Annotated in this window: 19 protein-coding genes; 13 read left to right on the top strand and 6 right to left on the bottom strand. The window is 56.9% G+C overall.

Features of this window, described 5'->3' with window-relative positions; translation table 11 throughout:
- Positions 1 to 105: 105 nt before the first annotated feature.
- Positions 106 to 2,370: a catalase/peroxidase HPI gene (katG, locus tag KI237_RS25990; RefSeq protein WP_212797632.1), complete on the bottom strand. Its 2,265-nt coding sequence runs from the start codon at positions 2,368 to 2,370 to the stop codon at positions 106 to 108.
- A gap of 369 nt (positions 2,371 to 2,739) precedes the next feature.
- Between katG and KI237_RS25985 the strand changes: the two genes are divergently transcribed.
- The 6 genes from KI237_RS25985 to KI237_RS25960 all read left to right on the top strand — a co-directional run bounded on the left by KI237_RS25985 (position 2,740) and on the right by KI237_RS25960 (position 13,960).
- Positions 2,740 to 3,390 (top strand): hypothetical protein, encoded by a 651-nt coding sequence (locus KI237_RS25985; RefSeq protein ID WP_212797631.1) that lies wholly within the window; start codon positions 2,740 to 2,742, stop codon positions 3,388 to 3,390.
- Positions 3,391 to 3,529: 139 nt separating this feature from the next.
- Entirely contained in the window at positions 3,530 to 5,236 is a 1,707-nt protein-coding gene (locus tag KI237_RS25980; protein ID WP_212797630.1) for a ShlB/FhaC/HecB family hemolysin secretion/activation protein, read from the top strand.
- Between the two features lie 23 nt (positions 5,237 to 5,259).
- Complete coding sequence (locus KI237_RS25975; RefSeq protein WP_212797629.1) at positions 5,260 to 11,718, top strand: two-partner secretion domain-containing protein; 6,459 nt, start codon at positions 5,260 to 5,262, stop codon at positions 11,716 to 11,718.
- 59 nt (positions 11,719 to 11,777) lie between these two features.
- Positions 11,778 to 12,746, top strand: a complete 969-nt coding sequence (locus tag KI237_RS25970; protein ID WP_212797628.1) for a hypothetical protein — start codon at positions 11,778 to 11,780, stop codon at positions 12,744 to 12,746.
- Positions 12,747 to 12,775: 29 nt separating this feature from the next.
- A complete protein-coding gene (locus KI237_RS25965) occupies positions 12,776 to 13,387 on the top strand; it encodes a hypothetical protein (protein WP_212797627.1) in 612 nt (203 codons plus the stop codon).
- 210 nt (positions 13,388 to 13,597) lie between these two features.
- Positions 13,598 to 13,960 carry a hypothetical protein gene (locus KI237_RS25960; protein WP_212797626.1) on the top strand — a complete coding sequence of 121 codons (363 nt, stop codon included), beginning with the start codon at positions 13,598 to 13,600 and terminating at the stop codon, positions 13,958 to 13,960.
- 272 nt (positions 13,961 to 14,232) lie between these two features.
- Here the strand turns inward: KI237_RS25960 and KI237_RS25955 are convergent, their stop codons facing one another.
- Positions 14,233 to 14,436 (bottom strand): hypothetical protein, encoded by a 204-nt coding sequence (locus KI237_RS25955; protein ID WP_212797625.1) that lies wholly within the window; start codon positions 14,434 to 14,436, stop codon positions 14,233 to 14,235.
- Between the two features lie 163 nt (positions 14,437 to 14,599).
- On the opposite strand from KI237_RS25955, the gene KI237_RS25950 reads away from it, so the two are divergent.
- The 4 genes from KI237_RS25950 (at position 14,600) to KI237_RS25935 (ending at position 17,618) form a co-directional block, all read left to right on the top strand.
- Entirely contained in the window at positions 14,600 to 15,376 is a 777-nt protein-coding gene (locus tag KI237_RS25950) for a VENN motif pre-toxin domain-containing protein (protein ID WP_212797624.1), read from the top strand.
- A 170-nt stretch (positions 15,377 to 15,546) separates the two neighbouring features.
- Positions 15,547 to 15,894 (top strand): DUF3969 family protein, encoded by a 348-nt coding sequence (locus KI237_RS25945; RefSeq protein WP_212797623.1) that lies wholly within the window; start codon positions 15,547 to 15,549, stop codon positions 15,892 to 15,894.
- Between the two features lie 489 nt (positions 15,895 to 16,383).
- Positions 16,384 to 17,013: a hypothetical protein gene (locus tag KI237_RS25940; protein WP_212797622.1), complete on the top strand. Its 630-nt coding sequence runs from the start codon at positions 16,384 to 16,386 to the stop codon at positions 17,011 to 17,013.
- 161 nt (positions 17,014 to 17,174) lie between these two features.
- A complete protein-coding gene (locus KI237_RS25935) occupies positions 17,175 to 17,618 on the top strand; it encodes a hypothetical protein (RefSeq protein WP_212797621.1) in 444 nt (147 codons plus the stop codon).
- A gap of 139 nt (positions 17,619 to 17,757) precedes the next feature.
- Here the strand turns inward: KI237_RS25935 and KI237_RS25930 are convergent, their stop codons facing one another.
- Together KI237_RS25930 and KI237_RS25925 are read right to left on the bottom strand one after the other, a co-directional pair.
- Positions 17,758 to 18,195 (bottom strand): hypothetical protein, encoded by a 438-nt coding sequence (locus KI237_RS25930; RefSeq protein ID WP_212797620.1) that lies wholly within the window; start codon positions 18,193 to 18,195, stop codon positions 17,758 to 17,760.
- A gap of 325 nt (positions 18,196 to 18,520) precedes the next feature.
- Positions 18,521 to 18,793, bottom strand: coding sequence for a hypothetical protein (locus tag KI237_RS25925; protein WP_212797619.1), 273 nt, complete (start codon positions 18,791 to 18,793; stop codon positions 18,521 to 18,523).
- A gap of 445 nt (positions 18,794 to 19,238) precedes the next feature.
- On the opposite strand from KI237_RS25925, the gene KI237_RS25920 reads away from it, so the two are divergent.
- Complete coding sequence (locus KI237_RS25920) at positions 19,239 to 20,459, top strand: hypothetical protein (protein ID WP_212797618.1); 1,221 nt, start codon at positions 19,239 to 19,241, stop codon at positions 20,457 to 20,459.
- Positions 20,460 to 20,676: 217 nt separating this feature from the next.
- The gene (locus tag KI237_RS25915; protein ID WP_212797617.1) at positions 20,677 to 22,158 is read left to right on the top strand and encodes a leucine-rich repeat domain-containing protein; all 1,482 of its coding nucleotides are present in this window, start codon (positions 20,677 to 20,679) and stop codon (positions 22,156 to 22,158) included.
- A gap of 59 nt (positions 22,159 to 22,217) precedes the next feature.
- Here KI237_RS25915 and KI237_RS25910 read toward each other — a convergent pair whose 3' ends face one another.
- On the bottom strand, positions 22,218 to 23,117 hold the full coding sequence (locus KI237_RS25910; RefSeq protein WP_212797616.1) for a DMT family transporter: 900 nt from the start codon (positions 23,115 to 23,117) through the stop codon (positions 22,218 to 22,220).
- Between the two features lie 388 nt (positions 23,118 to 23,505).
- On the opposite strand from KI237_RS25910, the gene leuA reads away from it, so the two are divergent.
- A complete protein-coding gene (gene leuA, locus KI237_RS25905; RefSeq protein WP_212797615.1) occupies positions 23,506 to 25,203 on the top strand; it encodes a 2-isopropylmalate synthase in 1,698 nt (565 codons plus the stop codon).
- Positions 25,204 to 25,587: 384 nt separating this feature from the next.
- Here the strand turns inward: leuA and KI237_RS31155 are convergent, their stop codons facing one another.
- The gene (locus tag KI237_RS31155) at positions 25,588 to 26,211 is read right to left on the bottom strand and encodes a hypothetical protein (protein WP_212797614.1); all 624 of its coding nucleotides are present in this window, start codon (positions 26,209 to 26,211) and stop codon (positions 25,588 to 25,590) included.
- Positions 26,212 to 26,216: the final 5 nt, after the last annotated feature.

Genomic DNA, 26,216 nt, shown 5'->3' with positions numbered 1-26,216 from the left:
TTTCTTGAATGAGCGAGGCGACTGTACCCAATCACACGCAGGCCTGGGGTGAAGAAAAGTTCATGAGGTGGCCTCCTTGCCAGACCTCATGCCCTCGGACGCTGCTCACCTGAGATCAAACCGATCCAGGTTCATCACCTTGACCCACGCCGCGATGAAGTCCTTGACGAACTGCTCCTGCGCATCCGGGCTGGCATAGACTTCGGCCAAGGCCCGTAGCTGGGCGTTGGAGCCGAAGACCAGGTCGGCACGGGTGCCGGTCCATTTGGCCTGGCCGGTCTTGCGATCGCGGGCTTCGAAGGTTTCCTGGGTGTCGGACAGGGCCTTCCATTCCACGCCCATGTCGAGCAGGTTGACGAAGAAGTCATTGGTCAACGTCCCTGGCCGTTGGGTAAAGACACCGTGCGCCGTGTGGCCGACGTTGGTGTCCAGTACCCGCAGGCCGCCAATCAGCGCCGTCATCTGCGGTGCACTGAGGGTCAGCAGTTGTGCCTTGTCGATCAGCAGTGCCTCGGCAGACACGCGGTACCGGCCCTTGAGGTAGTTGCGAAAGCCATCGGCGATAGGCTCCAGAAAACCGAACGACTCGACGTCCGTCTGCTCCTGGCTTGCGTCCATGCGTCCCGGCGAGAAAGGCACCGTCACGCTGAACCCGGCATTTTTCGCGGCTTGTTCAATACCGGCGCTGCCGGCCAGCACGATCAAGTCCGCCAGGGAGATTTTCTTGCCACCGGACTGGGCGCTGTTGAACTCGTTCCGGACCTTGTCCAGGGTCGTCAGCACTTGCGCCAGTTGCTCCGGCTGGTTGGCCGGCCAGTCTTTCTGCGGGGCCAGGCGCAGGCGGCCACCGTTGGCGCCACCGCGCTTGTCGGAGCCGCGGAAGGTGGATGCCGCGGCCCAGGCAGTCGATACCAGCTGTGAAACCGACAGGCCCGAGGCCAGCAGCTTGCCTTTGAGGGCAGCGATGTCGCTGTCGTTGACCAGGGCATGGTCCACCGCTGGGATAGGGTCTTGCCACAGCAGCTCTTCATTGGGCAGTTCCGGGCCGAGGTAGCGCGAGAGCGGGCCCATGTCGCGGTGGATCAGCTTGAACCAGGCGCGGGCGAAGGCGTCGGACAACTGCTCCGGGTTTTCCAGGAAGCGCCGGGAGATCTTTTCGTAGATCGGGTCGAAGCGCAGCGCCAGGTCGGTGGTCAGCATCGTTGGGTTGCGCCGTTTGGACGGATCATGGGCATCGGGGATGATGCCTGCGCCCGCGCCATTTTTCGGCGTCCACTGATGCGCGCCTGCCGGGCTCTTGGTCAGTTCCCACTCGAAGCCGAACAGGTTCTCCAGGTAATTATTGCTCCAGCGCGTAGGCGTGGTGGTCCAGGTCACTTCCAGGCCACTGGTGATGGTGTCGGCGCCTTTGCCGGTGCCGAAGGTGCTCTTCCAGCCCAGGCCTTGCAGCTCCAGGCCAGCGGCTTCGGGCTCGGCACCGACGTTGTCCGCAGGGCCTGCACCGTGGGTCTTGCCGAAGGCGTGGCCGCCGGCAATCAATGCCACGGTTTCTTCGTCGTTCATCGCCATGCGGGCGAAGGTTTCGCGGATGTCCAGCCCGGCGGCGACCGGGTCCGGCTGACCCTCGGGGCCTTCCGGGTTGACGTAGATCAGCCCCATCTGCACGGCGGCCAGCGGGTTCTCCAGGTTGCGTCCTTCATCAGTGCGGCTTTCTTCATTGCCCGGTTCTGCCACCAGTTGTCCTTCACCGGGGTCTTGCATGGCGGCTTTATCGGGCTTGCCGTAGCGAACATCGCCCCCCAGCCATTTGTTTTCGGAACCCCAGTAGACGTCTTCATCCGGCTCCCAGACATCGGCGCGGCCACCGGAAAAACCGAAGGTCTTGAACCCCATGGACTCCAGCGCGACGTTACCGGTGAGGACGATCAGGTCGGCCCAGGAGATGTTGCGGCCATACTTCTGCTTGATCGGCCACAGCAGCCGACGGGCCTTGTCGAGGCTGACGTTGTCTGGCCAGCTGTTGAGCGGTGCAAACCGCTGCTGGCCGGAACCCGCCCCACCGCGCCCGTCACCGGTGCGATAGGTGCCGGCACTGTGCCAGGCCATGCGGACGAAGAGCGGCCCATAGTGACCGAAGTCCGCCGGCCACCAGTCTTGCGAGTCGGTCATCAGTGCATTCAGGTCTTGTTTCAGGGCCTGGAAGTCCAGGCGCTTGAACGCTTGGGCGTAGTTGAAATCCTCGCCCATGGGGTCGGACAACGAGGAGTGCTGGTGCAGGATTTTCAGATTCAGCTGGTTCGGCCACCAGTCGCGGTTCGTCGTACCGCCGCCAGCGGCGTGATTAAACGGGCATTTCGATTCATTTGCCATGAGAAGCTACCTTTGGTCGTATTCATCCAGCTATCCGGCCCGGCCGGGCTCTGAATAGCGACAGGCGAAATAAATGACACAGGGCGCAGGGCTCACAGTTCGCTCAACTGATCGTCATGACCACACGGCAACGCGAGAAAGCGGTCCCGTTGCCAGTACGGTGGCCCACGGCAAGCCCAATACGTTTCTGAACGCTTCGTATCTCTTTGTCAGGTTTCACGGGCCGGATTACACCAGCCTGAACTCAGGCTAGTCCCCCTTTGCCAGATAGCTAATAGGCGCAGTATTAACAGTCGATAGGGATAAACTTTCACCGAAGCCAAACGGCGAGGCAGATGATATGAGTGTCGCCTGCCGACGGACCCGATCATGAACAAATGCCCGCGCAGCACGGCCTTCCACGAAGCGGGTCATGCCCTGGCCTTTTGGTGGAACGGTCAACCGATAAAACGCATCATCGTGCGTACCAAGGCTCAAGCCTGCACGGGACCCCTGTTCGACTTGCGCGGCAACCCGCAATACGCAGAAGGCTTGGTCGAAGCGGACTACCTTGTCCCACGCCCCGCCTTCGACGCGCCGGGGATCGCTGAATACCTGCCCTCGATGGTCGATGCCATTGAACGTGACCTGCTCCATTGCTTCGCGGGGCCCGTGGCCGAAGCGGTCTATCGGCATCGCAGGTCGGACCGGCTGATCAGGGGCAGCGGTCGCGGTGACCTGGACCGAGGGCACGAATTGATCAGCCTGTTGCCTGCGCGCAAACTGCTCGACGCCCAAGCCCTGGCCATCGCGCGTTGCAGTTGCCTGGTGCACCGTTACTGGCCGGCTGTGTGTGCGCTGGCGGGCCTTCTGCAAGCGCGAGGCATGGTCGAGGGCAACGTTGTGACGGCGCTGCTGGGCGAGATCACTGGGGAGTCGCCCACCTTGCTTGGCAACGGGGTTAAAAGCCTTGATTCGCGAGGGGGAAACGGTAAAGGCGCTGACCTGCTCGTGTCTTGCAGACGTGTTTTTTCGTTGTGATTGTCGACGCTGTCTGTGAGACGCGTCTCTTTTTTGAGTGGAAAATTCCCGCTCTCTTGAACCGAAAGCGATAAGCAGGGTCTGGTGTGCGCGCATTGCTGTGCATGCCTGCTGTCATTTCTGTATCGAGGGATCGAACATGTCCGTATTTGCCTTAGGGACGAGGCTAGTCGTTGCGTCGCTGTGTTTTCTAGCGATGAACATCGCCGTCGCCGCGCCAACCCCCGGTGACACGGACCTGATTCGTGAACGCCAGGATCGCTTGCTCGAAGAGCAGCGCCGACGTCTTGAAGAACTCAAGGACCTGCCCGGCAAGGAGGCGAAGCCGGCCCAGCCGACGGCCCCTGTCGATACCCGTTGCTTCCCGATCAAGACCATCGAGCTCAAGGGCGCCGATGCTTTGTCCAATGCGGAGCGCGAACGCCTGCTCAAGCCCTACATCGGCCAATGCCTGGGCGTGCCACAGCTGAACGAGCTGCTCAAAGTCATTACCGACCATTATCTCGACAAAGGCCTGGTCACCAGTCGCGCCTATTTGCCGCAACAGGACCTGTCCAGCGGCCATCTGCAAGTGCTGGTCGTCGAGGGCCGCCTGGAAGGCCTCAAAGGTGCCGAGAACAGCCAGCTGTCGGAGCGCGAGTTGGCGATGACGTTTCCCGGCAAAACCGGCGACCTGCTCAACCTGCGTGAGATGGAGCAGATGGTCGATCAACTGAACCGGTTGCCGTCCAACCGCGCGCAAATGGAACTGACCCCGGGGCAGAACATCGGCGGCAGCCAGGTGCTGGTCAATAACACCCCGCAAAAACCTTGGCGCGCCGGCCTGTCACGGCATAACGACGGGCAGAAAAGCACGGGCGAACAGCAATGGGGCGCCTCCCTGGACTGGGACAGTCCCCTGGGCCTGGCTGACCAATTGGCCTTGCGCGGCGGCCACGATGCCATCAGCGACCACCAGAAAACCTCGCGCAACGGCATGCTCTATTACAACCTGCCGTTTGGCTGGTGGAACCTGAGTTACACCTACAGCCAGAGCGAGTACCGCGCGCTGGGCCAGGCCAACGGCTTCAATTTCAAGCAGAGCGGCGACAGCCAGAACCATCAGGTGCGCCTGGAACGGGTGGTGCATCGCGACGCGGTGAGCAAAACCTCGCTCAACACTGGCCTTTCGTACCTGCGCACCAACAACTTCATCGAAGACAGCAAGCTCGCTGAAAGCAGCAATCGCATCAGCGAAATGCAGTTCGGCATCAACCATGGACGACGGGTCGGCAATGCCTTCGTCAACCTCGACTTGGGCTTGCAGGAGGGTATCGGAGCCCTCGATGCCCAAGGCGATCACGACCCCGGGCCAGGGCTGCCGGATGCGCGCTATCGCAAATACACCGCCACCCTCAGCTACTTGCAGCCCTTCACGTTGGGCGGCGAGTCCTTCAGTTTCAGCAGCCTGATGACCGGCCAGCGCAGCGAGGATGCGCTGTACAGCTCGCAGCGCATGAGCCTGGGCGGCCTTTCGTCGATTCGCGGCTACAAGGACCAGACATTGTCCGGTGACAGCGGCGGCTACTGGCGCAACGACCTGCGCTGGAGCCGCCCGGTGACCCTGGAATGGCTGCGCCCGGTGTTCGCCGAATACGGCACCAGCCTCGGTTATGACCAGGGCGTGATTCGCGGCAATCGCTATAACGGCGACGAGCACGGGCGTATGTCGAGCAACTCGCTGGAGTTGTTCGCCCGCGGCGAGCACCTGAGCGCCAGCGTGACCTTCGCCCACTCCCTGGAACGTCCGGATGCCCTGACCGAGCGCGAAGCGCCGATCTACTTCCGCTTGGATGTATCTATTTAACGCTGCTGTAACGAGACCTGATCATGGACGACCGCCAATACGCCTTCCTGGCCCGCCAGCCTTCGGCTGCCCTGAAAACTCGTGACGCCTTCTGGGGCATGCCCAAGCGCGGCCTGGCGTTCCTGTTGGCCAACGTCATGTTCTGGCAGCCCATGTGGGCCCAGGCCGACGGCATCGTGGTCAGCGCGCCGGGCACCAGTCTCGGCCAGGCGGGCAATGGCGTACCGGTGGTCAACATCGCCAAGCCCAATGGCAGTGGCCTGTCCCACAACCAGTTCAAGGACTACAACGTCGGCAGCAGCGGCGTGATCCTCAACAACGCCACCAATACCGCCCAGGCGACGCAACTGGGTGGGATCATTCTCGGTAACCCGAACCTCCAGGGCACAGCCGCCACGACCATCCTCAACGAAGTCAATGGCGGCAACCCCAGCCAACTGCGCGGCTACACCGAGGTGGCGGGGCAGTCGGCCCACGTCATTGTCGCCAACCCTTATGGCATCACCTGCAATGGTTGCGGGTTTATCAATACGCCGAAGGCGACGCTGACTACCGGCAAGCCGGTGCTCGAAAATGGTCAGCTCAAGAGCTATCAGGTCGACCAAGGCAGCGTGTCCATTGAAGGCGCAGGCCTTAACGCCAACAACGTCGACCGCTTCGAAATCATCACCCGCAGCGCCAAGATCAACGCCGAAATCCAGGCCAAGAACCTGACCATCGTGGCGGGGCGCAACGACGTTAATGCCAACACCCTCAACGCCACCGCCCGTGCGGATGACGGCAGTGCTAAACCGGAACTGGCCATCGACTCCTCGGCCTTGGGCGGGATGTACGCAGGTGCGATCAAACTGGTGGGGACCGAGGCTGGGGTTGGTGTGAAGCTGGACGGCCAGATGGTTGCCAGTGGTGGGGATATTCAGCTCGATGCCAATGGGCATTTGAGTTTGGCGCAGACGGCTGCTGCCGGTGCCGTCAACATCCAGGCCAACAGCCTGGAAACCCGCGGCCAGGTGTACGCCGGTAGCCGCTTGGACGTGAAAACCCAGGGCGACCTGACCAGCCGGAACAACCTGGTGGCGCGCGACAGCGTTCACCTGGACAGCGGCGGCACGTTGAGCAACAACGGCATTATCGAAGCCGGGGTCAACGCCGATAACAGCCGCAATGCCACGGGTGATGTCACCCTCACGGCCAAGCAACTGAACAACGGTGGCAAAACCGTCATCGCCAGCCAAGACCTGAACGTCACGACCACCGTCGGGCTGAACAACCAGGGCGGCACCCTCAGCGGGCAGCGCAAGACCACCGTCACCGGCAACGTCGTGGATAACCGCAACAAAGGCCGGATCCTCGGCGGCACCGAATTGCACCTGACCGCCAATCAGGTCTTGAACAGCCAGGGCGGTCTGATCAATAGCCAGGGCATTTTGACTGCCACCCTGGGTCATCTGGAAAACAATGCAGGTGAACTGTCGAGCCTGAACAGCGCGACGCTGATCCTCGGCAGCCTGGACAACCTGACCGGCCTGGTCATGGCCGGCAAAAACCTCGACATCACCAATACCGGCGCGATCAACAACCAGGGCGGCGAATTGTCCAGCCAAGGTGTCATGACCGTGCGCAGCGCCAGCCTGGACAACAGCAACAAAGGCACCGTCGCCGCCAATGGCAAGTTGGTGGTCAGCGCTACCGGCGCGGTCAGCAACGCCGACAAAGGCCTGATCGCCAGCCGAGCCGCCGAGGTTGAATTCGGTGCTGCCAGCCTGAATAACGCCAAAGGCACGTTGCAAGGCAAGGGCCTGGTGACGGTGAATGTAACGGGCGATATCGATAACCAGGGCGGCAGCATCATCGCCCAGGACGCCAAGCTGGGTGTCTTCGCGAGCAACCTGGACAACCGCGGTGGCGTGCTGTCCAGCGTCAAGGCCGCGCTGGAGGCGCGTACCACTGGCGTATTGAAAAACGGCTACGACGTGAATCGCGTGGGCGGCACGATCCAGGCCCAGGGGCTGAACATCAAAGCCTTGGCCGGGCTGTACAACGACGGCGGGCGCATGGCCGCGCAAGCCGGCGACATCGTGATCAACAACCCGGCTGCGGATATCAACAACCGCAATGGCGGGATGTATGCCACGGGCAAGGTCCAGGTCATTGGCCGGCAGATGGACAACAGCGGCGGCGGGCAGGTCAGTGCCAGTCGCATCGACTTTGACCTTTCTGGTGCGCTGAACAACAACGCGGGCATCATCGAAAGCCAGGACAGCCTGGATGTTCTCGCCGCCAGCCTGAGCAACCAGAAAGGCCAACTGCGCACCCTGGGCCAGAACAGCACGACGGTGTTCAGCATCGGAGGCCTGTTCGACAATAACGACGGCACCCTGGAAACCGCCAGCCAGAATGTGGGCCTGGACACCGGCAGCCTCCAGAACGTGGGTGGCAAGCTGCTGCACACTGGCCTGGGATTGTTCGGCATCAGCCAGGCCAACCTGGGGCAGGCCGGCGGTCAGTTGGTGACCTACGGCAACCTGACGGTGACGGCTGATCGTTGGACCAACAATACGGCGATCCAGGCCGGGCACCTGGTCGTGGATGTCGACCAGTTGACGCAGACGGCCACCGGCCAGTTGCTCAGCACCGACAGCATGGTGGGCCGTGGCAGCAACTGGCGCGTCGACGGCCTGATCGGCAGCGATGGGGCGATCGACCTGCAACTGACCGGCGCCTATGCCGGCAACGGCCGCTTGAGCAGCCTCGGCACCTTGGGCCTCAAGGCCGCGCTGATCAATCTGGAACAAAACGGCAGCATCGCTGGCGGCGGCAACACAAGCGTCGTGGTCGATGGCGTCCTCAACAGCTACGGTCGCCTGACCTCGGCTGCGGACCTGAGCGTCACGGCCGCTACGATCAACAACTACGGCACCCTGGGCAGTGCCGGTACGCTGGGCGTCACGACCGGTGATTTGCTCAACGAGCACGGTTTGATCTTCAGTGGCGGTAATACCAACCTGCGCGTCAATAGCCTGACCAACCGCTATGCCGATATCTACAGCCTGGGTGATCTGAGCATCGATCGCGACGGCCTCGGCACCCGTGCCAGTCGCATCCTCAACAGCTCCAGCACGCTGCAAAGCGACGGCAACATGCGCCTGGCGGCCAGCACGATCGACAACGTCCGCGAGGTCTTGACCACCCACGATGCAGGCATCTACACCGCCTCGATCAGGGAAGTGGCCTGCATCGAAGGCGTCAACGCCGGTGATTGCAGCGGCGGCAAGGAAAACCACGTCTGGCAGATCGTCCAGCGCGACAAGTTTGAAGTCACCGCTGCCAGTGCCGCCTCCAGCATCACCACGGGCGGCAACCTGGATATCCAGGGCGACAGCCTGACCAACCGGAGCAGCAGCATCGGCGTCGGCGGTGCATTGACCGCCAACCTCGTCAGCCTGAACAACATCGGCATCGAGACCGGCGAGACCGAAACCTCGCGCACCTTCATGTCCGAGCGCACGCGCAGCCCGGGTGGCTGGCGCGCCGCCGCGAATGACTTCACCAACAAATACTGGTTACAGAGCCCAGGCTACAATGCCGACGACTTGGGCGGCCTTGAAGCAGCGATGGGCCGCTTCATCGGCATGACCGAGCGCGAGATCCCAGGGCTTGGCTCTCAGACAGCCACCACCGACAGCCAGACCTACGCCGCGATTATCCAATCGGGTGGTGCGGTCGATATCCGCACCCAAGGCACCGCCAATAACGGTGTGGTACGAGGCGGCTATAACTACGTCGGCGCTGGCCCACGCACCGACACGGGGGCCGATGGTGCATTCTCAACCCGCGTCACCGTCAACCGACAGCTACCTCCGAGCCTGACCCAGCAACAAGTCGATCCGCTGGCCTTGCCGGGCTTCGACTTGCCCACCGGGCAAAACGGCCTGTTCCGCATGAGCGGCGACGGCTCGGCCACGCCGACCCAAGGCACGGGGCTGACCCAAGTGCGCGGCCTGCCGGACCGCTCGTTCCAGGCCAACCCGCAAAAATACCTGATCGAAACCAACCCGGCGCTGACCGACATGCGTCGGTTCATGAGCTCGGATTACCTGCTGAGCAACCTCGGCTACGACCCGGACGACGCCGCCAAGCGTTTGGGTGACGGCTTCTATGAACAGCGCCTGATCCAACAAGCCGTGATCGCCCGCACCGGCCAACGTTTCCTCGACGGCCAGACCTCCGACGACGGCATGTTCAAGTACCTGATGAACAACGCCATCGCCAGCAAGGACGCCCTCAACCTGTCGTTGGGCGTCAGCCTGACCGCTGAACAGGTGGCGGCGCTGACCCATGACATCGTCTGGATGGAAACTCGGACGGTGAACAACGAACAGGTGCTGGTGCCGGTGCTTTATCTGGCCCAGGCCAACAATCGTCTGGCGGCCAATGGGGCGTTGATTCAGGGTTCGGATGTCAGCCTGATCGCGGGTAAGAACCTGAACAATGCCGGCACCTTGCGTGCGTCCAGTCATTTGAGGGCGACGGCGGGTGACAGTCTGGTTAACAGCGGGTTACTGGAGGCTGGGAATCGGCTGGAGGCGTTGGCGGGTAATGATCTGACTAACCGGGCTGGTGGGGTTATTGCCGGAGGAGATGTCAGTGTTGTTGCTCTGACTGGCGATGTGACTAACGAGCGTACCGTTACTACCCACGAAAGCGACAGCGGCTACCGCAGCGAACGCACCGACTTCATCGATAGCGCCGCTCGTATCGAAGCCGGCAACAACCTGAACATCAGCGCAGGGCGTGACATCAACAGCGTCGGCGGTGTGCTGAAAAGTGGCGCCGACACCACCCTAAACGCCACGCGCGATGTCAATCTCATCGCCGCCGAACGCATCACCAGCGGCACTCGCGGCAGGCATCGCGACCAAGACATCAAGCAATACGGGTCCAGCCTCGACAGCGGCCGCGACCTGACCGTCAACGCTGGTCGCAACCTCACCGTTGTCGGCACTCAGATCGATGCCAAGCGCGACGTTGCCATGGCCGCCCAAGGAAACTTGACCTTCGCCTCGGCGGCGGATGAGCAGCATTCCTATGGCAAGAGCAAGAAGGTCACTAGCCAAGAGGATCACGTCAGTCAGGTGGCCTCTACGGTTAATGCGGGACGCAACGTTGTACTGAGCGCGGGGCAGGATTTGGCGATGATCGCCAGCAAGGTCAACGCTGCAAATGAGGCCTATTTCGTGGCGGGTGGCAAGCTTGAACTGCTGGCTGCGCAAGACAGCGACTATTCGCTGTACGACATGAAGAAGAAAGGTGGTTGGGGGAGTAAGAAAACTCAGCGGGATGAAGTAACCGATGTGAAAAACATCGGCAGTGAAATCACTGCCGGGGGCGACCTGCGATTGGTCAGCGGCGGCGACCAGCGGTATCAAGTGGCGAAACTGCAGAGTGGCAAGGACATCACGCTGGACGGTAGCGGTTCCATTACCTTCGAAGGCGTGAAGGATCTCCATCAGGAGAGCCACGAGAAGACCGACAACAACGCGTTCTGGGTCTCGTCCAAAGGTAAGGGCAAGACCGATGAAACCTTGCGCCAAAGCCAGTTTATTGCTGAGGGCAATGTTGCGATCAAAGCCGTCAACGGTTTGAAGATCGATATCAATCAGGTCAATCAGCAAACCGTCAGCCAATCCATCGATGCGATGGTCAAGGCAGATCCGCAGTTGGCGTGGCTTAAGGATGCAGAAAAACGCGGAGATGTGGACTGGCGTCAAGTCAAAGAGATCCACGACAGCTTCAAATACAGCAACTCCGGCTTGGGGCCGGCTTCGCAGATCATCATTGCGATTTTGATGGCAGCGGTCGTTGGACCGTTAGCGGCAGGCGCAATGGGAACCGCGACTGGAGGGATGGTTGCTGCCGGAACAATTACTGCGGAGACGGCTGCGGGTATTTCAGCCGCGGCAGGCGCCGTTGCAGCGGGAGCAGCAACAAACGCTACCGTCAGCGTTGTCAATAATCGCGGCAATCTTGGCGCAGTGTTCAAGGATGTGACCTCTTCGGATGCAATGAAGGGGTATGCCATCGCCGGTGTTACGGCAGGACTGACGGCCGCTTATTTTGATGGCTGGACTGGAACTGAAACGAGCACGGCAACTGAGAAAGTTGTTACGTCGAGTTCGCTGAGCACTTGGAACGGTGTTGGTCAGTTCGCTGCCAACCAGGCATTGCAGAACAGTACCTCTATGTTGCTGAGCAAAGCGCTCGGGCAGGGAGGCAGTGCCAGCGATGCGTTGAAAAACGCGCTGTTCAACACCTTGGCAGCAGCGAGCTTCAACGCGATGGGCGACTACACGAAGGGTGTTTACGCCACCGGTACGCCTCAGAAAATTGTGATCCATGCAATGGTGGGGGGCTTCTCGCCGAAGCTACAGGCGGTGATTTCAAAGTCGGAGCCTTGGCAGCTGGGGCTAACGAGGCTCTAGTTGGGCACCTCAACGATCTGGTTAAGGGTGATCAAAACCTACTGAGCATGAGCTCCCAGATGGTTGGGTTGCTTGCGGCTGCTTCGCAGGCGGATGGAGATACCAGCAAGCTGGATAAAGGTGTTTGGGTGGCGAGGAACGCTACGCAATACAACTTCCTAAATCACTTGGATGTTCTGGAATTGGAGGTCGCAGAGAAAGAGTGCCATACCCGAGGCACCTGCGATCAAGTCAAGCACGAATTCGATAAGCGCAGCGCTGCGAATCTGGCTCGTTTGGATAACTGTCGAACAACGAACAATTGCGCAGAGATTCGAGCTGAGTTGGACGGGGGGTCAAAAGCGATCGTTGCGTCCGTAGAGCGAACTGAACCGCTTGATCCAGGCGGCTCCAGCAATGACCTCATGGCAGGCTACCGCACGGTTAATGAACAAGAGTGGACCAAAGCGGGGTCTCTCCACCTGGATCAAATTGCCAACATGTGGCTGAATGGTGATTCGGCTTGGATGAGCGAAGCGGGAGCTTATCTCGATCAAACTGGATTCAATCCGTTTGGGATCAACGTCGTGCCCGGAATGCTTCCCGGAGGTGGTGCTGGAAGTGTTGGCACGGCGGGAGCAAAGCCAAGCAGTCTGACAAAAGAACCGATGGCCGAGGCTGGTACTCCGAGGTGGGATACGCCACAGTCGCGGGTAGATGGGGAGTTTAGTTCGCCAGGTCGTGGTGCAAAAGAGACAGGCGCTCATGCAAAAGTCGATTATTCAAGTATTGAAGATCCGCCAAATGTTGGTCCCGGTAAAGATTTCACTTTGCGGCAAAAACAAGAGGCATTGGAGTTGAATAAAGCAGCCAACGACGGTGTAGTAAAATCTGATTCCAGTGGTACGGTGTTAGTCAAACCACAAAAAAGCCAGCGCGGCGTAACTCCAGATCCTAACGAGTGGCAGTTTGACCATATAAAGCCAAAAAAATTGCGATGGTACAAATTGCAGCTCAAACCTTCAGATTCTTTCTCGACAAGAGAATAGAGCTAAATCTGACAAATAGGTGCTACTAGATGAATAATTCGATTCCAAATATAAATGAACTGCCTTCAGTTGATCGCGTTAAACATGTGGCTCAGGGGCTGGCATTGTTGGATGCCATAATAATGCCCGAGTGGCAGTATAGATATTTCTCATTCAACTGTAATTGGGATGGGGCGGGGAAAGAAATGATGGGCTCAATGAGGGACGGTTCTGGTGCTGAGTATTTTTTGCATTTTACCGATGCCGGTGTTGCAGGAAAAGTTATATGTGGTTCTCCTTTGCCCAATGTATCTGAGTGTTTGAGTGCGATGCCCGAGGCGTTTCAGCGATTTAAAGTTGAGCCAGCGTTTTCTACGGATAATGCTAGTCTGTTTTTTTGGCGAGGTATCAAGCAGCCATCGTGGTGCGCGTCGCCGGATGGGCTGAAAGAGTATCCACTGCTAGGTTTTTTTGTGGGAGGTATTGCGGCTTATCAGAGTCTAGCTGAGGACTATTACGAAAAAAATATCGATGCAACCGTACTTGAGGAAGTATTTGCATCGCTAGATGTGACCGAGGACCAGCTAATTGTACTTAATCCTAATATAGAGCTTGGTGATTTAGTCGATGATTTTCAAGAAATTTTCGGTCGTGCGCTTTAATTTTTAGATTGATGGAACGGTGCAAAGAAAAAGGGGACACCCATTAGCCGGTCTCAAGTTAAGGCTAAAAGCCAACTCGCCCTGAGGAAAAGGGGACTGAGGAAAAGGGAGGAAAAGGGGACAGATTTATTTTGGGCTAAGGGCGCGGGGCCGTTGATTTGCTTAAGTAAATCTGTCCCCCTCTTCTAAAAAAGATGCCTGGGTACCGAAATGAATGACGTCATTGAAGAGTTTGATATGCTTTGCGATGTGGCGATGGCCGCTTTTGGTGAAGAGCAAGAGATTTCCTATGAGATGTCACTGTTAAATATTTTGGAGTTTGTAAAAAAGCATCCGGACTATAAACAGGATTTTGTAGAAAAATTTAAAGCTATTTTAGTATCTGGTAACTCACCATTTGAAGTTGTGGCATTTTGCATGCGTGAACTTCAGTGGCCCGAAATTAAAGAGTTTGTAATTATAAAGATGAATCCTTCGGAGGATCCTCGCAGTGAGGCACTGCGAAGTACATTGACCGCATATGATGAGCTTTGGCCTGATGCAGATCTTTATAGTTACTATAGAGTGAATTAGTTGTGCAAAAGCGACAGGCGAAGTTTTGCCTCCAGCGCCTGTCGTTACTTTTGGTACGACTCGGACAGGTGTTGTTCGGACTCCCATTGACCGGGCTAAAGTCAAGTTCTAGAGCCGTCGGTGGGGGCAAAGGAGCGAAAAGGGGACACCCATTAGCCGGTCTCAAGTCAAGGCTAAAAGCCAACTCGCCCTGCAGCTTTTAACTGTAGGGTTCCCCTTTATTTCAACCTGCCTGACTGAGCCCGTTATACCGTTTTTCTCTGAGTTAGATTTCAACCGGCTGGTTGGGTTAGATCTTCATCGGCGCCAACAGTCACACTCACCTCTTTGCGTTCACCCGTCGTGGAAATTTCATAAATTTTCATAAGGTAGTTATCCGCGATCACCGTTTCAATGAGGTAGTTCTTTTGCGGTTCCGGTGTGAATATCTGTGAAGCAGGCTGCGGCGTTATGGAGTAGCCGAACAATGAGTGCATGGGAATGCCGTTGAGGGCCGCTATCTGCCTTTTTAGCGCAGCATTCAGGGAAAAGGGGACGGATTTATTTTGTGATGCGCCGAGGGGATAGGATCATTGGGGCGTAAATAAATCTGTCCCCTTTTTCCATGGCGGCCCACAGAAAATTGTTGCCCACGCGATCATGGGTGGCCTGCTGGCTGAACTGACGGGCAGCGACTTCAAGACTGGCGCGGTCGCCGCCGGTTTGAACGAAGCGCTGATCCCTGGTATGGCCAAGGTGGCGGGTGAAAACAAAGATCTGCAGCTGATGCTGTCGCAACTGACAGGCCTATTGGCCGCAGCTGCGGTTGATGGCGACCTGAATACAGGCTCGAAGATCGCCGAGAAAGCGACGACATTTAACTACCTGTTCCATGCCGAGCTGCTCGAAAGGGAACAGAAACTCAACACCTGCGCGTCCCCAGCGGATTGCCAAGCCGTCAGGGACCATTACAACAACCTCGACGCGACTCGCAATAAAGAGTTCGGCCAGTACTGCCGGAACAACCCGTCGGCGTGTTTGCAAGTAACCGAGCAACTGGTGGATGAGATTCCAGCCAATGAGAAATTGCTGCATGACGGCAGAGGCGCCGGGCTCGGTCGCTCGATAGCGCTTTGGGAGATTACTCAAGGCAACGAGCGGGCGATCAACACCGGCATCGTTGAGAAGACGCGCACTGAAAAAGGCGATGGGCCTGCACTATTGGCGGAGCTTGCGGCGGATGGGTTGAGTCCTGATCGGGATTTGTTCTCGTCGACGGCTGGGGGGAAGGGTGGTACAACCGGGGTTAAGGTTGGGGTTGTTTCAGGAAGTGCTAATGGTTCTGGAATAAAGAATGTCTATGAATCTATAAAGAAGGCTCCTCTGTACCCAGAAGGCTTTAGGGAAAAAATGGTGGAACGACAAAGAATGCCGTGAAGAACACCGACGCGCTAGCTGACCTGCGGCAAGTTGAATCTGGAAAATGGACAAAAATTTACAAAGATGGCTATGACTCAAATGGATCTAGGGTGTCTGTTCATTATTTCCAAAGTGAAAGTGGTAAGGTTTTTAACGTTAAAACCAAACCGGGCTGGAGCAATAACTAAATGAAAGATATGTCTTTGATGTTAGAAGTTTTTGAAGTCGAAGAGGCAGCTAGGTTTATATCTGCTTTGTCGATAGGCTTGTTGGTGTCTGTTCAACGCGGCGCAATGACGTTAGAGGAGGCTGAGCGGCTTATTTTTTCGCCAAGAAGCTCAAGAGTTTTGAAAGAGAAAGGCATTTCGCCCGAGATTTTTGAGTTGATAATGAACTGTTGTGAGTTGGAGGATGTGCTCGATCTAGCCCCATCCAAGTTTGATAGCAATGTGCAAATTCTTTTGGATAAATTTTTAGGTTTTTTGAAGACCTCCAAATCCCGTGATACTGACTTGAATTTTGTGGAGCTAAAATAGATTAATGATAGTGGGAAGGAGGCAGATCTGCGAAAAGGTGCGAAAGGGGGGGGGGCACCCATTAGTCGGTCTCGTCAAGGGGAGTGTCAGACTTTTTGTGTTCGGGCCATTACGGCTCGTCCCCTGACGAACCATGGTATGACAAGGTCGGTCTGGTGAAGCGGTCCCCATAAAGGATCGCAAATTGATTCATCGCACTACACATGTTCCTCTGTTCCCGATACTGTACCGCCAGTTCGTCGTTGAATTTAAGCTTTGATTTCGGTGACTTGTGTACGTGCTGCCAGATAATTTTGATATTTCTCTGTTGTCCGGGTGTTACTTGGAAATGGTTAGTTTTGAGCGAAAAGGGGACAGATTTATTTTGGAGCGTGAGCGAAAGAGCGAAAAGGGAACAGAGCGAAAAGGGGACAGATTTATTTTGTGGTCCGCCGAGGGGGCAGGAACGCTGGTATAAATAAATCTGTCCCCTTTTCTTCTGAAATCACTATGACTACTGACATTAAGATTGCTAGTGCAACTAATATTTTTTTAGATAACGACGTGTTTAACCTTGAGGGCGCGAAAGAGGGCGAGGTGCTTTCGGTTGCCAAATTCGCAACTAATGGTTTGGAAAGCGAGTCCGTGGCCTCGGTGTTGAATTTTCTTTATGAGCTAATTGGTCTAAGGTTTTCCGAGCACAAGTTATGGATCTTCTTGGGTAGCCCTGCATGGCAACAAGATGCCCGAATTATTCGCTATAGAAAATTGTGGGGGGCGTTGAAGTTCAGAGGACTGGAAATTGTAGACGGCAGTGATTCGCAAGAACATGTTGTCGAGGCAGAAGGAAAAGTAAAGTTTTTTGGAGCGCTACGTTTTTCAAAATCTTCGATAGGCACTGTCGCTAGGGTGCTTGAAATAGAGCGTTGCTCCTATATCGTGGCGCTGCCTAAGGACTTTGGTGTTTCTGCCATTCTCAATAGGGGGTGGACGGGGGAGTTGAATCGAGACCAAGACTTTTATCATCTTGTTAGTAAGGGGGAAGGCCTACTTTTTAAAAAGCTCGGTGAGTTTGATGATGGTGAAAGGGCGCTTTTATTTATCGGTTCGCCGAGCCTGATGGATAGGTTGTTGAATTGAGGAAGGCGGGGGCAGGTCACGTTTTTGTGAGGCCGGCGGGGCTCTTGAAAGCGACCATGGTTTTAAACGAAAAAAACGAAAAGGGGAAAGTTTATTTTGGAAGCAAAAAGGGCTCGTTGTTTTACTGAGACGAGATGAGAACGTGCCTTGGAGGGCCATTGATGCGACACGATGTTTTTCTACGATTTATTGCAGTGATTTTGTTTTGCCTCACACTGACCGGATGTATTCATTACGAGCATAAAAGCGCAGAAGGAAAGCCCTGGGACGAGGTCGCGACAATTCGGCAGTTTGACAAGCATTTATCGATAGACAAGATCGATGACGATACATCGCTATATTGGCTAGCCCGCCAAACCGACTATCGACTCGGCGCGGGAAGGCATAAGCTTTCCGTTCAGTACGCTATTGGAACCGAATACTCACGTCCAATTGAAATGACCGTGGATTTGGTCGGTGGCCGTACCTATGGTCTTTATGGCGTGTCTTCGATGAAATGGTGGTATTACGAAGTTCGCGATGTCGAGACAGGGCGTTCCGCGAAAGTCATAGAGCCGGCCGTCACAACGACGCCATCTGGATCAGCCGGGCAGGCGGTCCAATAATTTCATTGTGGCGATGGGGCAAGCTCCCTCGCCACAAAAGCCGGATTGTTGATCGCTCACCATGGGCCGGTTTATTTTGCTGTCCCCTTCTTCTTCGTCCTGCCGCGCCTTGGGTGTTCCGTAGTTGCGTACAACGAGTTTACAGCGGGCACCACGGGTCTCCTCCATTCGCGCTTTCCAGGATCTTCGGAAAATTTCGCTCAAATCCCCAGCCTGAGGCTACGGCCGTCATGGTGGTTTTGCAGGCGGGGTTCTTTTCCGAGACGATCACGTTCATATAGAACTGGCTGCCGTAGATTGTCGGCGCCCATAGCAGCATGTCGCTTCTTTCGGCATTGCTGTCGACTTTCAATTGGATGGTATTGACGAGTCTCCCACCTGTCGTGAGCTCGGTCACTTGCGGGTGAAAGCAGTGGTTCAGGTAGCCTTGCACTCGTTCTTCGACCACCGCCCGCTCTTGCGTCAGGCAGTATTCGGGGCTGGTTACGCCAGTGTTCAGCAGCTCGTCCTTGGTATACGGATGCAGTGAGCAGCCGCTCAATAGCAGAAAAACGATCCCTGTAATTTTCTTGTACAAAACTCATGCTCCTTCAGAGGTAGTGGGCTGCCAAAACAGATTGCCGTAAGGGCGGCGGGCGCGACTATACGCAATTTGTTCCTGGAGGAAACGGGGACAGACCACGGTTTCTGGAAGTATGAGGAGTAGAGGAAACGTGGTCTGTCCCCCGTTTTTCCTATCGGAATTGTGAGATATGTTTTCATTCGATCCATGAACTGAATGTGAGTAGATTTGGGCTCGTGACGCGGGCCCAGTGTATCCGGAGAACCATTGGCTGGGGCGCCGGCGGATGTGCCTCTTCTATTGGAACGTCAAGCGGGCGACCCAAGGTCGCCCGTCTCTTTCATTCAACCGCCTGCGCCCGCAATCGTCTACCCAGCACATCCATCACATCACACCCATCGCGCCGCGATATCGTCAGCATTTTGCAAAAGTCGGAAAGCACCAGCGTGTCGGAGCTGATGTCCGAGCGGAACGCGATGTTTTCCAGCAATTGAGTCACGGTGCGGATGCGGTAGTCGGCGGTTTCGAAGAGGACGTCGAGCGAGGCTTCGGTGTCGATGAGCAGGGTGGCGGGGGCGCAGTCGATGCCGGTGATGGGCATGTATCGGTTCATGGGTAGTACCTCATTCAATTGAAAGGAGCTACCTCGTTAATCGAGTCGCCAAACCCGAGTCGCCATCAGGGCGACGACGGAATATAGGCCGCTTTATCTCGGAGCTAAAAAGACGCCACTTTCCGAGCTTGATGTAGGGCGTTTAGCCTGTCGGCGACGGTATTTTGCTACGTTGGTGTGGGGCTGCTGCGCAGCCCAGCGGGCGCAAGCTCCCTCGCCGCAGGGGAGGCGAACAGCGTTTAAGTGGGGGAGCTAGCTAAAGGTGCTGGGGGATCCTTACCAACGCGGGCGCGGCCCTGTTCACAACGGCTTTATTCGCTTCCACGAGTTGCCCAGATCATTTGCGCGAAATTGTGGAGGGCTGACTACACTGCGATGGTCTTCTTCGTTTATCCATTGGTCGTGAACCCATATTGGCATCTGGAAAATTCGATAAGGAGCATCGATGTCATATTTTTTCATTTGCGATATGGCGCATCTCAGTCGCTCAGAAAAAAAGCTCACGCCGCGCATGTTGGTGCATAGAGTCTGCCCGGCTTGCGGCAGCAAGCTGAAGGCCACCTTTGCGCGGGCAACTTATGTCTCGGATCATCCGGTACTCAAGTCCGAGTACCATCCGCGAGCGAAGGTGCCCATTACCCGTCTTTTCGGGACGCAAGACAGAAGCGACTCCGGCACCACCTCTGCCCCCATGGTCATGCAATCGACTGTTGCTGTTCCGTCCTTTTCCCCACCATCTTCACCTGTTGCTTCTTTCGGTTCTTCGTTCTCTCCTGCGACGTCACCGTTCTCCTCTCAATCGCTACCGGGATCACCGGTAGTGTTCCCTATGTTCACCAACACATCCGTGGCCTCTTCACCCGTACCTACGCTCGAACAGAAAGTCTCGGCCAGCAATGCCTACGACGAGTTCAGCAGTTCATTGCACCAGGGAAATCTCTTGGTGGTGGAAGCACAGTCGCAGGCGCGGATGTATCAGAAACTCCACGAGGCCAATTACCTTTTTCTCGCCAGGGACGGACAGTTCAAGGCTTATCGAGCCAATACCGGCAGCTTCCGCGATGACGAAACAGTTCCTGAACCGGGCCTGGTAAAGTCGAAAACTGCCTGCGGCAACCGGCAGGGGCATCAGGTTGTTCTAGGGCGAGATGAGATTTGCAACGGGGATGGCTCTCTTTATTTCCAGAAAGGCAACATCACCTATCCTGACTATTACGTGAAGCTGGACAACCGGGTTTTCGCCATAGAATTGAAGACCCCTCGCTGCGCGAAGCTCTCCAGTTTCCTGTCCGATTACTTCATGCAGGCGCGCAGGTTCCATGACTCGCGAAGCGTGAAAGATGAGCTGGATTATCGTCGAGGAATTATCGATGGATCCGTCGATCAGGTCATCCTGTTCGACCTCAGCAACATCACCCAAGGAGACCCTCTGAAGGATGTCTACAACTTTGTCAAAAGCTCGCTGGCGAACCAGCAATGGTTCAGCAAAAACATAAATAGGTTTATCTTCGCTGGCGACCGGGAAGCCGTCATCGAATTCAAACCGGTGCTGTATTCAGAAATAGAAAGTGCAGTGAAGCTGCACGGGAAAAATGACGGACGGGTGGTGTTGGCGAGCGGTAGGCAAGTAGGGCTTAGTGCGTTTTTTTCTAGCACATCCAAATAGTGAGGTCGGTTGCGAGCTGATTTGACACGCCAGGCGGGTTCAGGGAAATCGCAGATCCCACGGGCGTGGTGTGCAGAACGGCTCCTGGGGCAAGCTCCCTCGCCACAGGGTGGAAGCGATATGGCTACCTAACCCTGCAACCTCTTCAGCAATACTTTGTTTTATGCTTTCCTAACGGCCATATCACCCTTCAATCCCTTTCGCAGATTCCCAGACCGTGCACACCCCCAACCGCAACGCTCTGATCACCCAACTCGCCGCCAACCCCGATGACACCACCACGCGCGCTTCGCTCTATCGCGATCTGCTCGATACCGGGGAGGTATCACTGGAAGGTTTACGCGTCGCGGCGGGCCTGGGCGATCCGGCGGCTAAGGTGGTGATGACTCAACTGAACACCACCGCCCACACAAATCGCCCCGGGCCATGGCTGTCGCAACTGCGCGGCCTGCCGGTCGACCATCTGGAGTTGAACAACGCCGAGCCGCAGTGGTGTGACGCCCTGGCCGGGCTGCCCTTGCGCACGTTGGTGCTCAACAGCCCGAGGTTTATCTGTGGGCCAGAGATGTGGCAGCGTTTGCCCGCCAATGCCCTCGAAACCTTGGAGGTCAGTAATTTCTCCCGCGACGATAACGCCCACTGCCTCCCGTCGCTCGCACGCTTGCGTCGGCTGAAGTTGCAAACCTACGGCGAAGACTTTGACGATAGTTTCCTCCGCCAACTGAGCGACAGCCCGTTGCAGGAACTGTCGTTGAACCGTTGCGATGACATCACCGACGACGGCTTTCGCGCACTGTCACGCCTCAAGCTGCGATCCCTGACCTTGCAGCGCGTGGGCGAGCTAACGTCTCGTGGCATGGCGCACTTGGCAAGTCATCCCCTTGAACAGTTGTCCCTCAGTGGCAGCGGCGCGATCCTGGACGATCCTTCCTGGCTTCGCGACCTGACGGGATTGCGCTCGCTGAGTCTGGATGACTGTTATGCAAGCGAGAGCGTGTTGCAGGCGATTCGGGGCCTGCCTCTGGAAAAGCTTTCGCTGCACTCTGCGTTCATCTGCGAAGACGATCTTGAAGTGCTGGAGGGAATGCCGCTCGCGGAGCTGGACCTCAAATGCCTACGGCAGGTGATCGAGCGGCTCGATGTGCTACACGGGTTTCCCCTCAAGCGATTGGGTCTCTCCGACGTGCAAGGTGTCTGCGCCAGTACGTTGAGTGATCTGCGTGGGTTGGAGTTGGAGTCCCTGGACCTGTCCTTGAACGACATCACGTGGAAGGATCTGAAACAATTGGCCGGCCTGCCGCTGAAGCGGCTGGCCCTGAGTTTTTGCCAGGGCGTCGATGGCAAGGTCTTGCGCAAGCTCGTCGACTTGGGGCTGCCGTTGGAGCAGCTTGAGATCAGCGGTCTGGATTTGCGCGACGATGACCTGGCCTGCCTGCGCCATCTGCCGCTGCAGCGCCTCGGCCTGTACGAAAGCCCCTGGCTCACGGATGCCGGCGTCGCGCACCTGGCGCATCTGCCGTTGCGGGACCTGACGCTTGAGGCAGGCCCCGGCGAATCGCAGCTGACGTCCGCCATCATCCCCGTGTTGGAGCGGTTGCCGCTGCAACGATTGTCCTTGCGAAACGGCGCTGGAATCTGCGCGCAGGGCTGGGATCGCCTGGCCCGGTTGCCCGCTCGAGTGGTGGGGCCCGGTATCTGACACGGGCACGAAAAAGGCGCTGTCGATCACCGCCAAGTGCCTGGTTTACCGGGTCTCGCTCATGAGTGAGACGCAGCGGGTAAGCGTTTGCCCAGGCGGATCAGTTCATTGGAGAAACACAGCCCGAGGACAATCAGCCCCGCGCCCGCGTACAGGCTTTCCCTCGGCACTTCATTGAGCACCACAAAGGCCAGCAGCGCGGCGAACAGCGGTTCAGTCAGTTCCAGTGCCTGCACTTGGGAGGGTTTGAGGTACTCGATGGCTTTGGTGGTGCAGAAGAAGCCCAGGATGGTCGGCAGCGCGGCCAGAGCCAACAGCGCGGCAATCGCCAGGACGGACAGCTCTCCGATCACGAAGCCATCCGCCGCGGCCGGCATCAGCAGGTAAAGGCTGCCGAAAAACAGCAATTGACGAGTGAAGTGCAGCCCTCCCGACACGCCCATGCCTTTCATCGCCACCGAAAACGCGCCATAACCACAGCCAGCCATTGAGGCGAGCGCCGCGCCTTGTAGCGTAAAGCCCTGCTGGAGATCGGCGCCGAAAATCACCGCGATCCCGGCAATGGCCAGTGCCGCGCCGACCGTCGCGTTCGCCGTGATCGCATCCTTCAGGAACAGACGCCCCAAGAGAATCGAGGAAATGGACGCGCTCGCCATCAGCATCACGACCACACCTGCCGCCGCATAATGCCGATACGCGGCGGTTTCGAAGTGAAACAGCACGAAAATGCCGAGAAACGCGCAAATCGCCGCCTGCCACCACTTGGCCTTCGTCGCCGGCCCCTTGAGAAAAAACAGCAGGACCGAGAGCAACAAGCACCCCAGCACGGTCTTGATGACGGCGACGCTGCTCGCCGTGAAGCCGCTGCTCATCAACACTTTACTGAGTACACCGATGGTGGCGTTCAGCGCGGCGGCGCAGAGGGCAAAGATCACGCCTTTGCTGAAGTGGGTTTGCATAACGAACGGTCCTTGTTATTGAGAGGCACTTGGCAGGATACCGGGGTGTCTTGCGGGAGCAAGACTCCAGGCGCAAAAAGATGTCCTTGGACGTCTTCTGTGGCTTGGGCCGATGCGTGCGGCGCTGAGTCGCCTGTTTATGTTCATCGCATTAGGGGGGCTGGATTACCCCTATCCTGCAAGAGCTTAAATTGCTTAAAAAATAAGAGACTAAGCATAAATAACCAAAATATTAAATATTATTGGTCGTTTTTGTGTTTTTTATCAGCGCTTTGATGAGAAAACGCAATTTGCATCAAGTTGTGCTCCTTTATGATTGGATCCAATGTTCGGTGGCGTCAGATGCCGAGCCTGCCCACCTACGGACGGTATAAAGAGGAGCAACGCCATGATGCTGAAGGATCCTTCCAGCAAGTATCGACATTTCACCACGGTGGATCTGCCGGACCGCGCATGGCCCAGTCAGGTCCAGTCCGTTGCGCCTGGCTGGTGCAGCGTCGATATGCGCGATGGCAATCAGGCCTTGATTGAACCGATGAATGCCGAACGCAAGCGTCGTTTTTTCGATCTGTTGGTCAAGGTCGGTTTCAAGGAAATCGAAGTAGGCTTTCCAGCCGCTTCGCAGACCGATTTCGACTACGTGCGCGAACTCATCGAACAGGGTGCGATTCCCGATGACGTGACGATTCAGGTCATGACGCAAGCGCGCAGCCATCTCATCGAGCGCACGTTTGAGGCATTGAAGGGCGCTCCCCGCGCTATCGTGCACGTGTACAACGCGACCGCGCCGGTGTTTCGAGACGTGGTATTCGGTGTTGACCGCGCCGGGTGCATCGAGATTGCCACCCAGGCCACTCGCGAAATCAAACAGCACATGGACAACCATCCCGAGACGCAGTGGACCTTCCAGTATTCACCCGAGACCTTTTGTTTCACCGAGTTGGATTTTGCATTGCAAGTCTGCGAGGCGGTGACGGACGTCTTTGCACCAACGCCTTCCAACAAGATGATCCTGAACCTGCCGACTACCGTTGAAGTCTCCACGGCCAATGTATTCGCCGATCAGATCGAATGGTTTTGCCGGCATTTCAGCCGGCGTGACAGCGTGATCATCAGTGTCCATCCGCACAATGACCGGGGCACCGGAGTTTCCACCGCCGAGCAGGCCTGCCTGGCCGGTGCCGAGCGGGTCGAGGGCACGCTTTTTGGTAACGGCGAGCGAACCGGCAATGTCGATATCCTCACCCTGGCCATGAATCTCTACACCAGCGGAATCGATCCACAGTTGGATTTCTCGGACATCATCCATGTTCAGCGCGAGGTGGAATACTGTAATCAGTTGCCCACGCATCCTCGCCATCCTTACGCGGGCGAGTTGGTGTTCACGGCCTTTTCAGGGTCGCATCAGGACGCGATCAAAAAAGGGTTTGCAGTGCGCCAGGCCAACCCCGATGGCTTCTGGGAAGTGCCTTATCTGCCTATTGATCCGGCGGACATGGGGCGCAGTTATGAGGCGGTCATCCGCGTCAATAGCCAATCCGGCAAAGGCGGCGTGGCCTATCTGCTTGAACAGCATGGGGTGGTGATGCCGCGCCGGTTGCAGATGGAGTTCAGCAATCTGGTCCAGCAAGAGGCGGATGGATCCGGCCAGGAGATCAGTAGCGAGATGATCCTTGCATGCTTTACCCGGCACTATCTGGATGAGGGCAAGCCCTACACGTTGTTGCAGCCTAAATTGGTCAGTGAAGGTGCTGTGACTTACCTGGAGGGCGTGCTCGACATGGGTGGCACCCAGTTCGAGCTCAGCGGTGAAGGCAACGGTCCGCTGGCGGCGCTGGTCGATGCATTTGCCCAGCGTGGCGTTCACTTCGATATCGCCGATTATCATGAGCACGCCGCTCGCGATGGGGCTCAGGCCGAAGCACTTGCCTATGTCGAGATCCGGGTGAATAACCGGCTGCTATTTGGCGCCGCGCGCGACGGCAGTAGCTTGCTGGCGTCCCTCAAGGCGGTGACAAGCGCCGTCAATCACGCATCACGCCTGGGGCTGCTCAGCTTGATGAGCGTTGTGGTGCCTTGCGGATAGGGCTGCGTGTATAGCTCTGGCGATGTTGGCCGATGGGCAACTGGTGTATGCGATCAATGGCGTGATGTCGGTCTCGGCCGCCGGAACGACGTGGGTCGTTCCCTCTGGCCACGCGCCGCGGATACCCTCGGGTTGGAGGCGCGTAGGGCGGGAGCAGGCGTGGGAGAGTTTTGTTAGGGCACAAAAAAAGACGTCCGTGGACGTCTTTTTTTGTTGAGTTGGTGGGCCGGGGTAATTTGAACTGAGTTCTTAAGTATTTGATTTAATTGATTGATGTTGGTTTGTAAATTTCTTTGGAATACCGATTGGAATACCGAGAGAAGCCGGAATGAGCAATATGCTTCGTTTCTGTATCTTGCAAAGGACGGCCAAGGGGGCATCTGTTTACTCGAAGCCGGGCAAGCTGAGCATGCCGCCTGTGGTGCGCTTGCCAAAGCCGGTGGGCATTAGGATCTTATGTTTTTTCATCTCCGCAATTACCGCCAACCATTCGGTTTTGCCAAAGCGCAGCTTGGTGTCGTTCCAGCTATGCATGACTTCGTCCACGATGGCGTCATCGGAAACCGGGCGGCCTTCGAGAATAAAGTCGTTCCAAGCGGCATAGAGTGTCACAGTCATTTCGCAATGGTCCGTATCCCAGTCCCGCATTAGCTCAATGACCTGCTCAATGGTGGCCTGCTCAGCGGCCGACCAGGCACTGCGATACCCCTGCCGATGCTGCCCTGCTTGGGAAAGCGGGCGGTAAGCATTGCCAACAGTCTCGCGCTCGATGCGCTCATACCACTGATGGTTTTGCAGTTCGTCTTCGACCTTATTCATCAACTGGCGATCGTGGGGGCCGGCGGCGTCGCGCAGGTAGTTACCTTGGATAGCTGCAAGCCTGGCTGCGTGTTCGGCCAAGTAAATTACTTTTTGCAGCTTGCGTTGGCCGAACGTGCGTTGGTTGTGCAAACGATGAGTGATTTCTGCTGCGAGTAGGGTGCGAGCTATTTGCCGATCTGTGGCCATGGGGG

It is taken from the genome of Pseudomonas sp. St316, from assembly GCF_018325905.1.
Lineage (GTDB): Bacteria > Pseudomonadota > Gammaproteobacteria > Pseudomonadales > Pseudomonadaceae > Aquipseudomonas.
The sequence above is the reverse complement of the archived record's forward strand: the minus strand, read 5'-3'. Positions and strand labels throughout refer to the sequence as shown.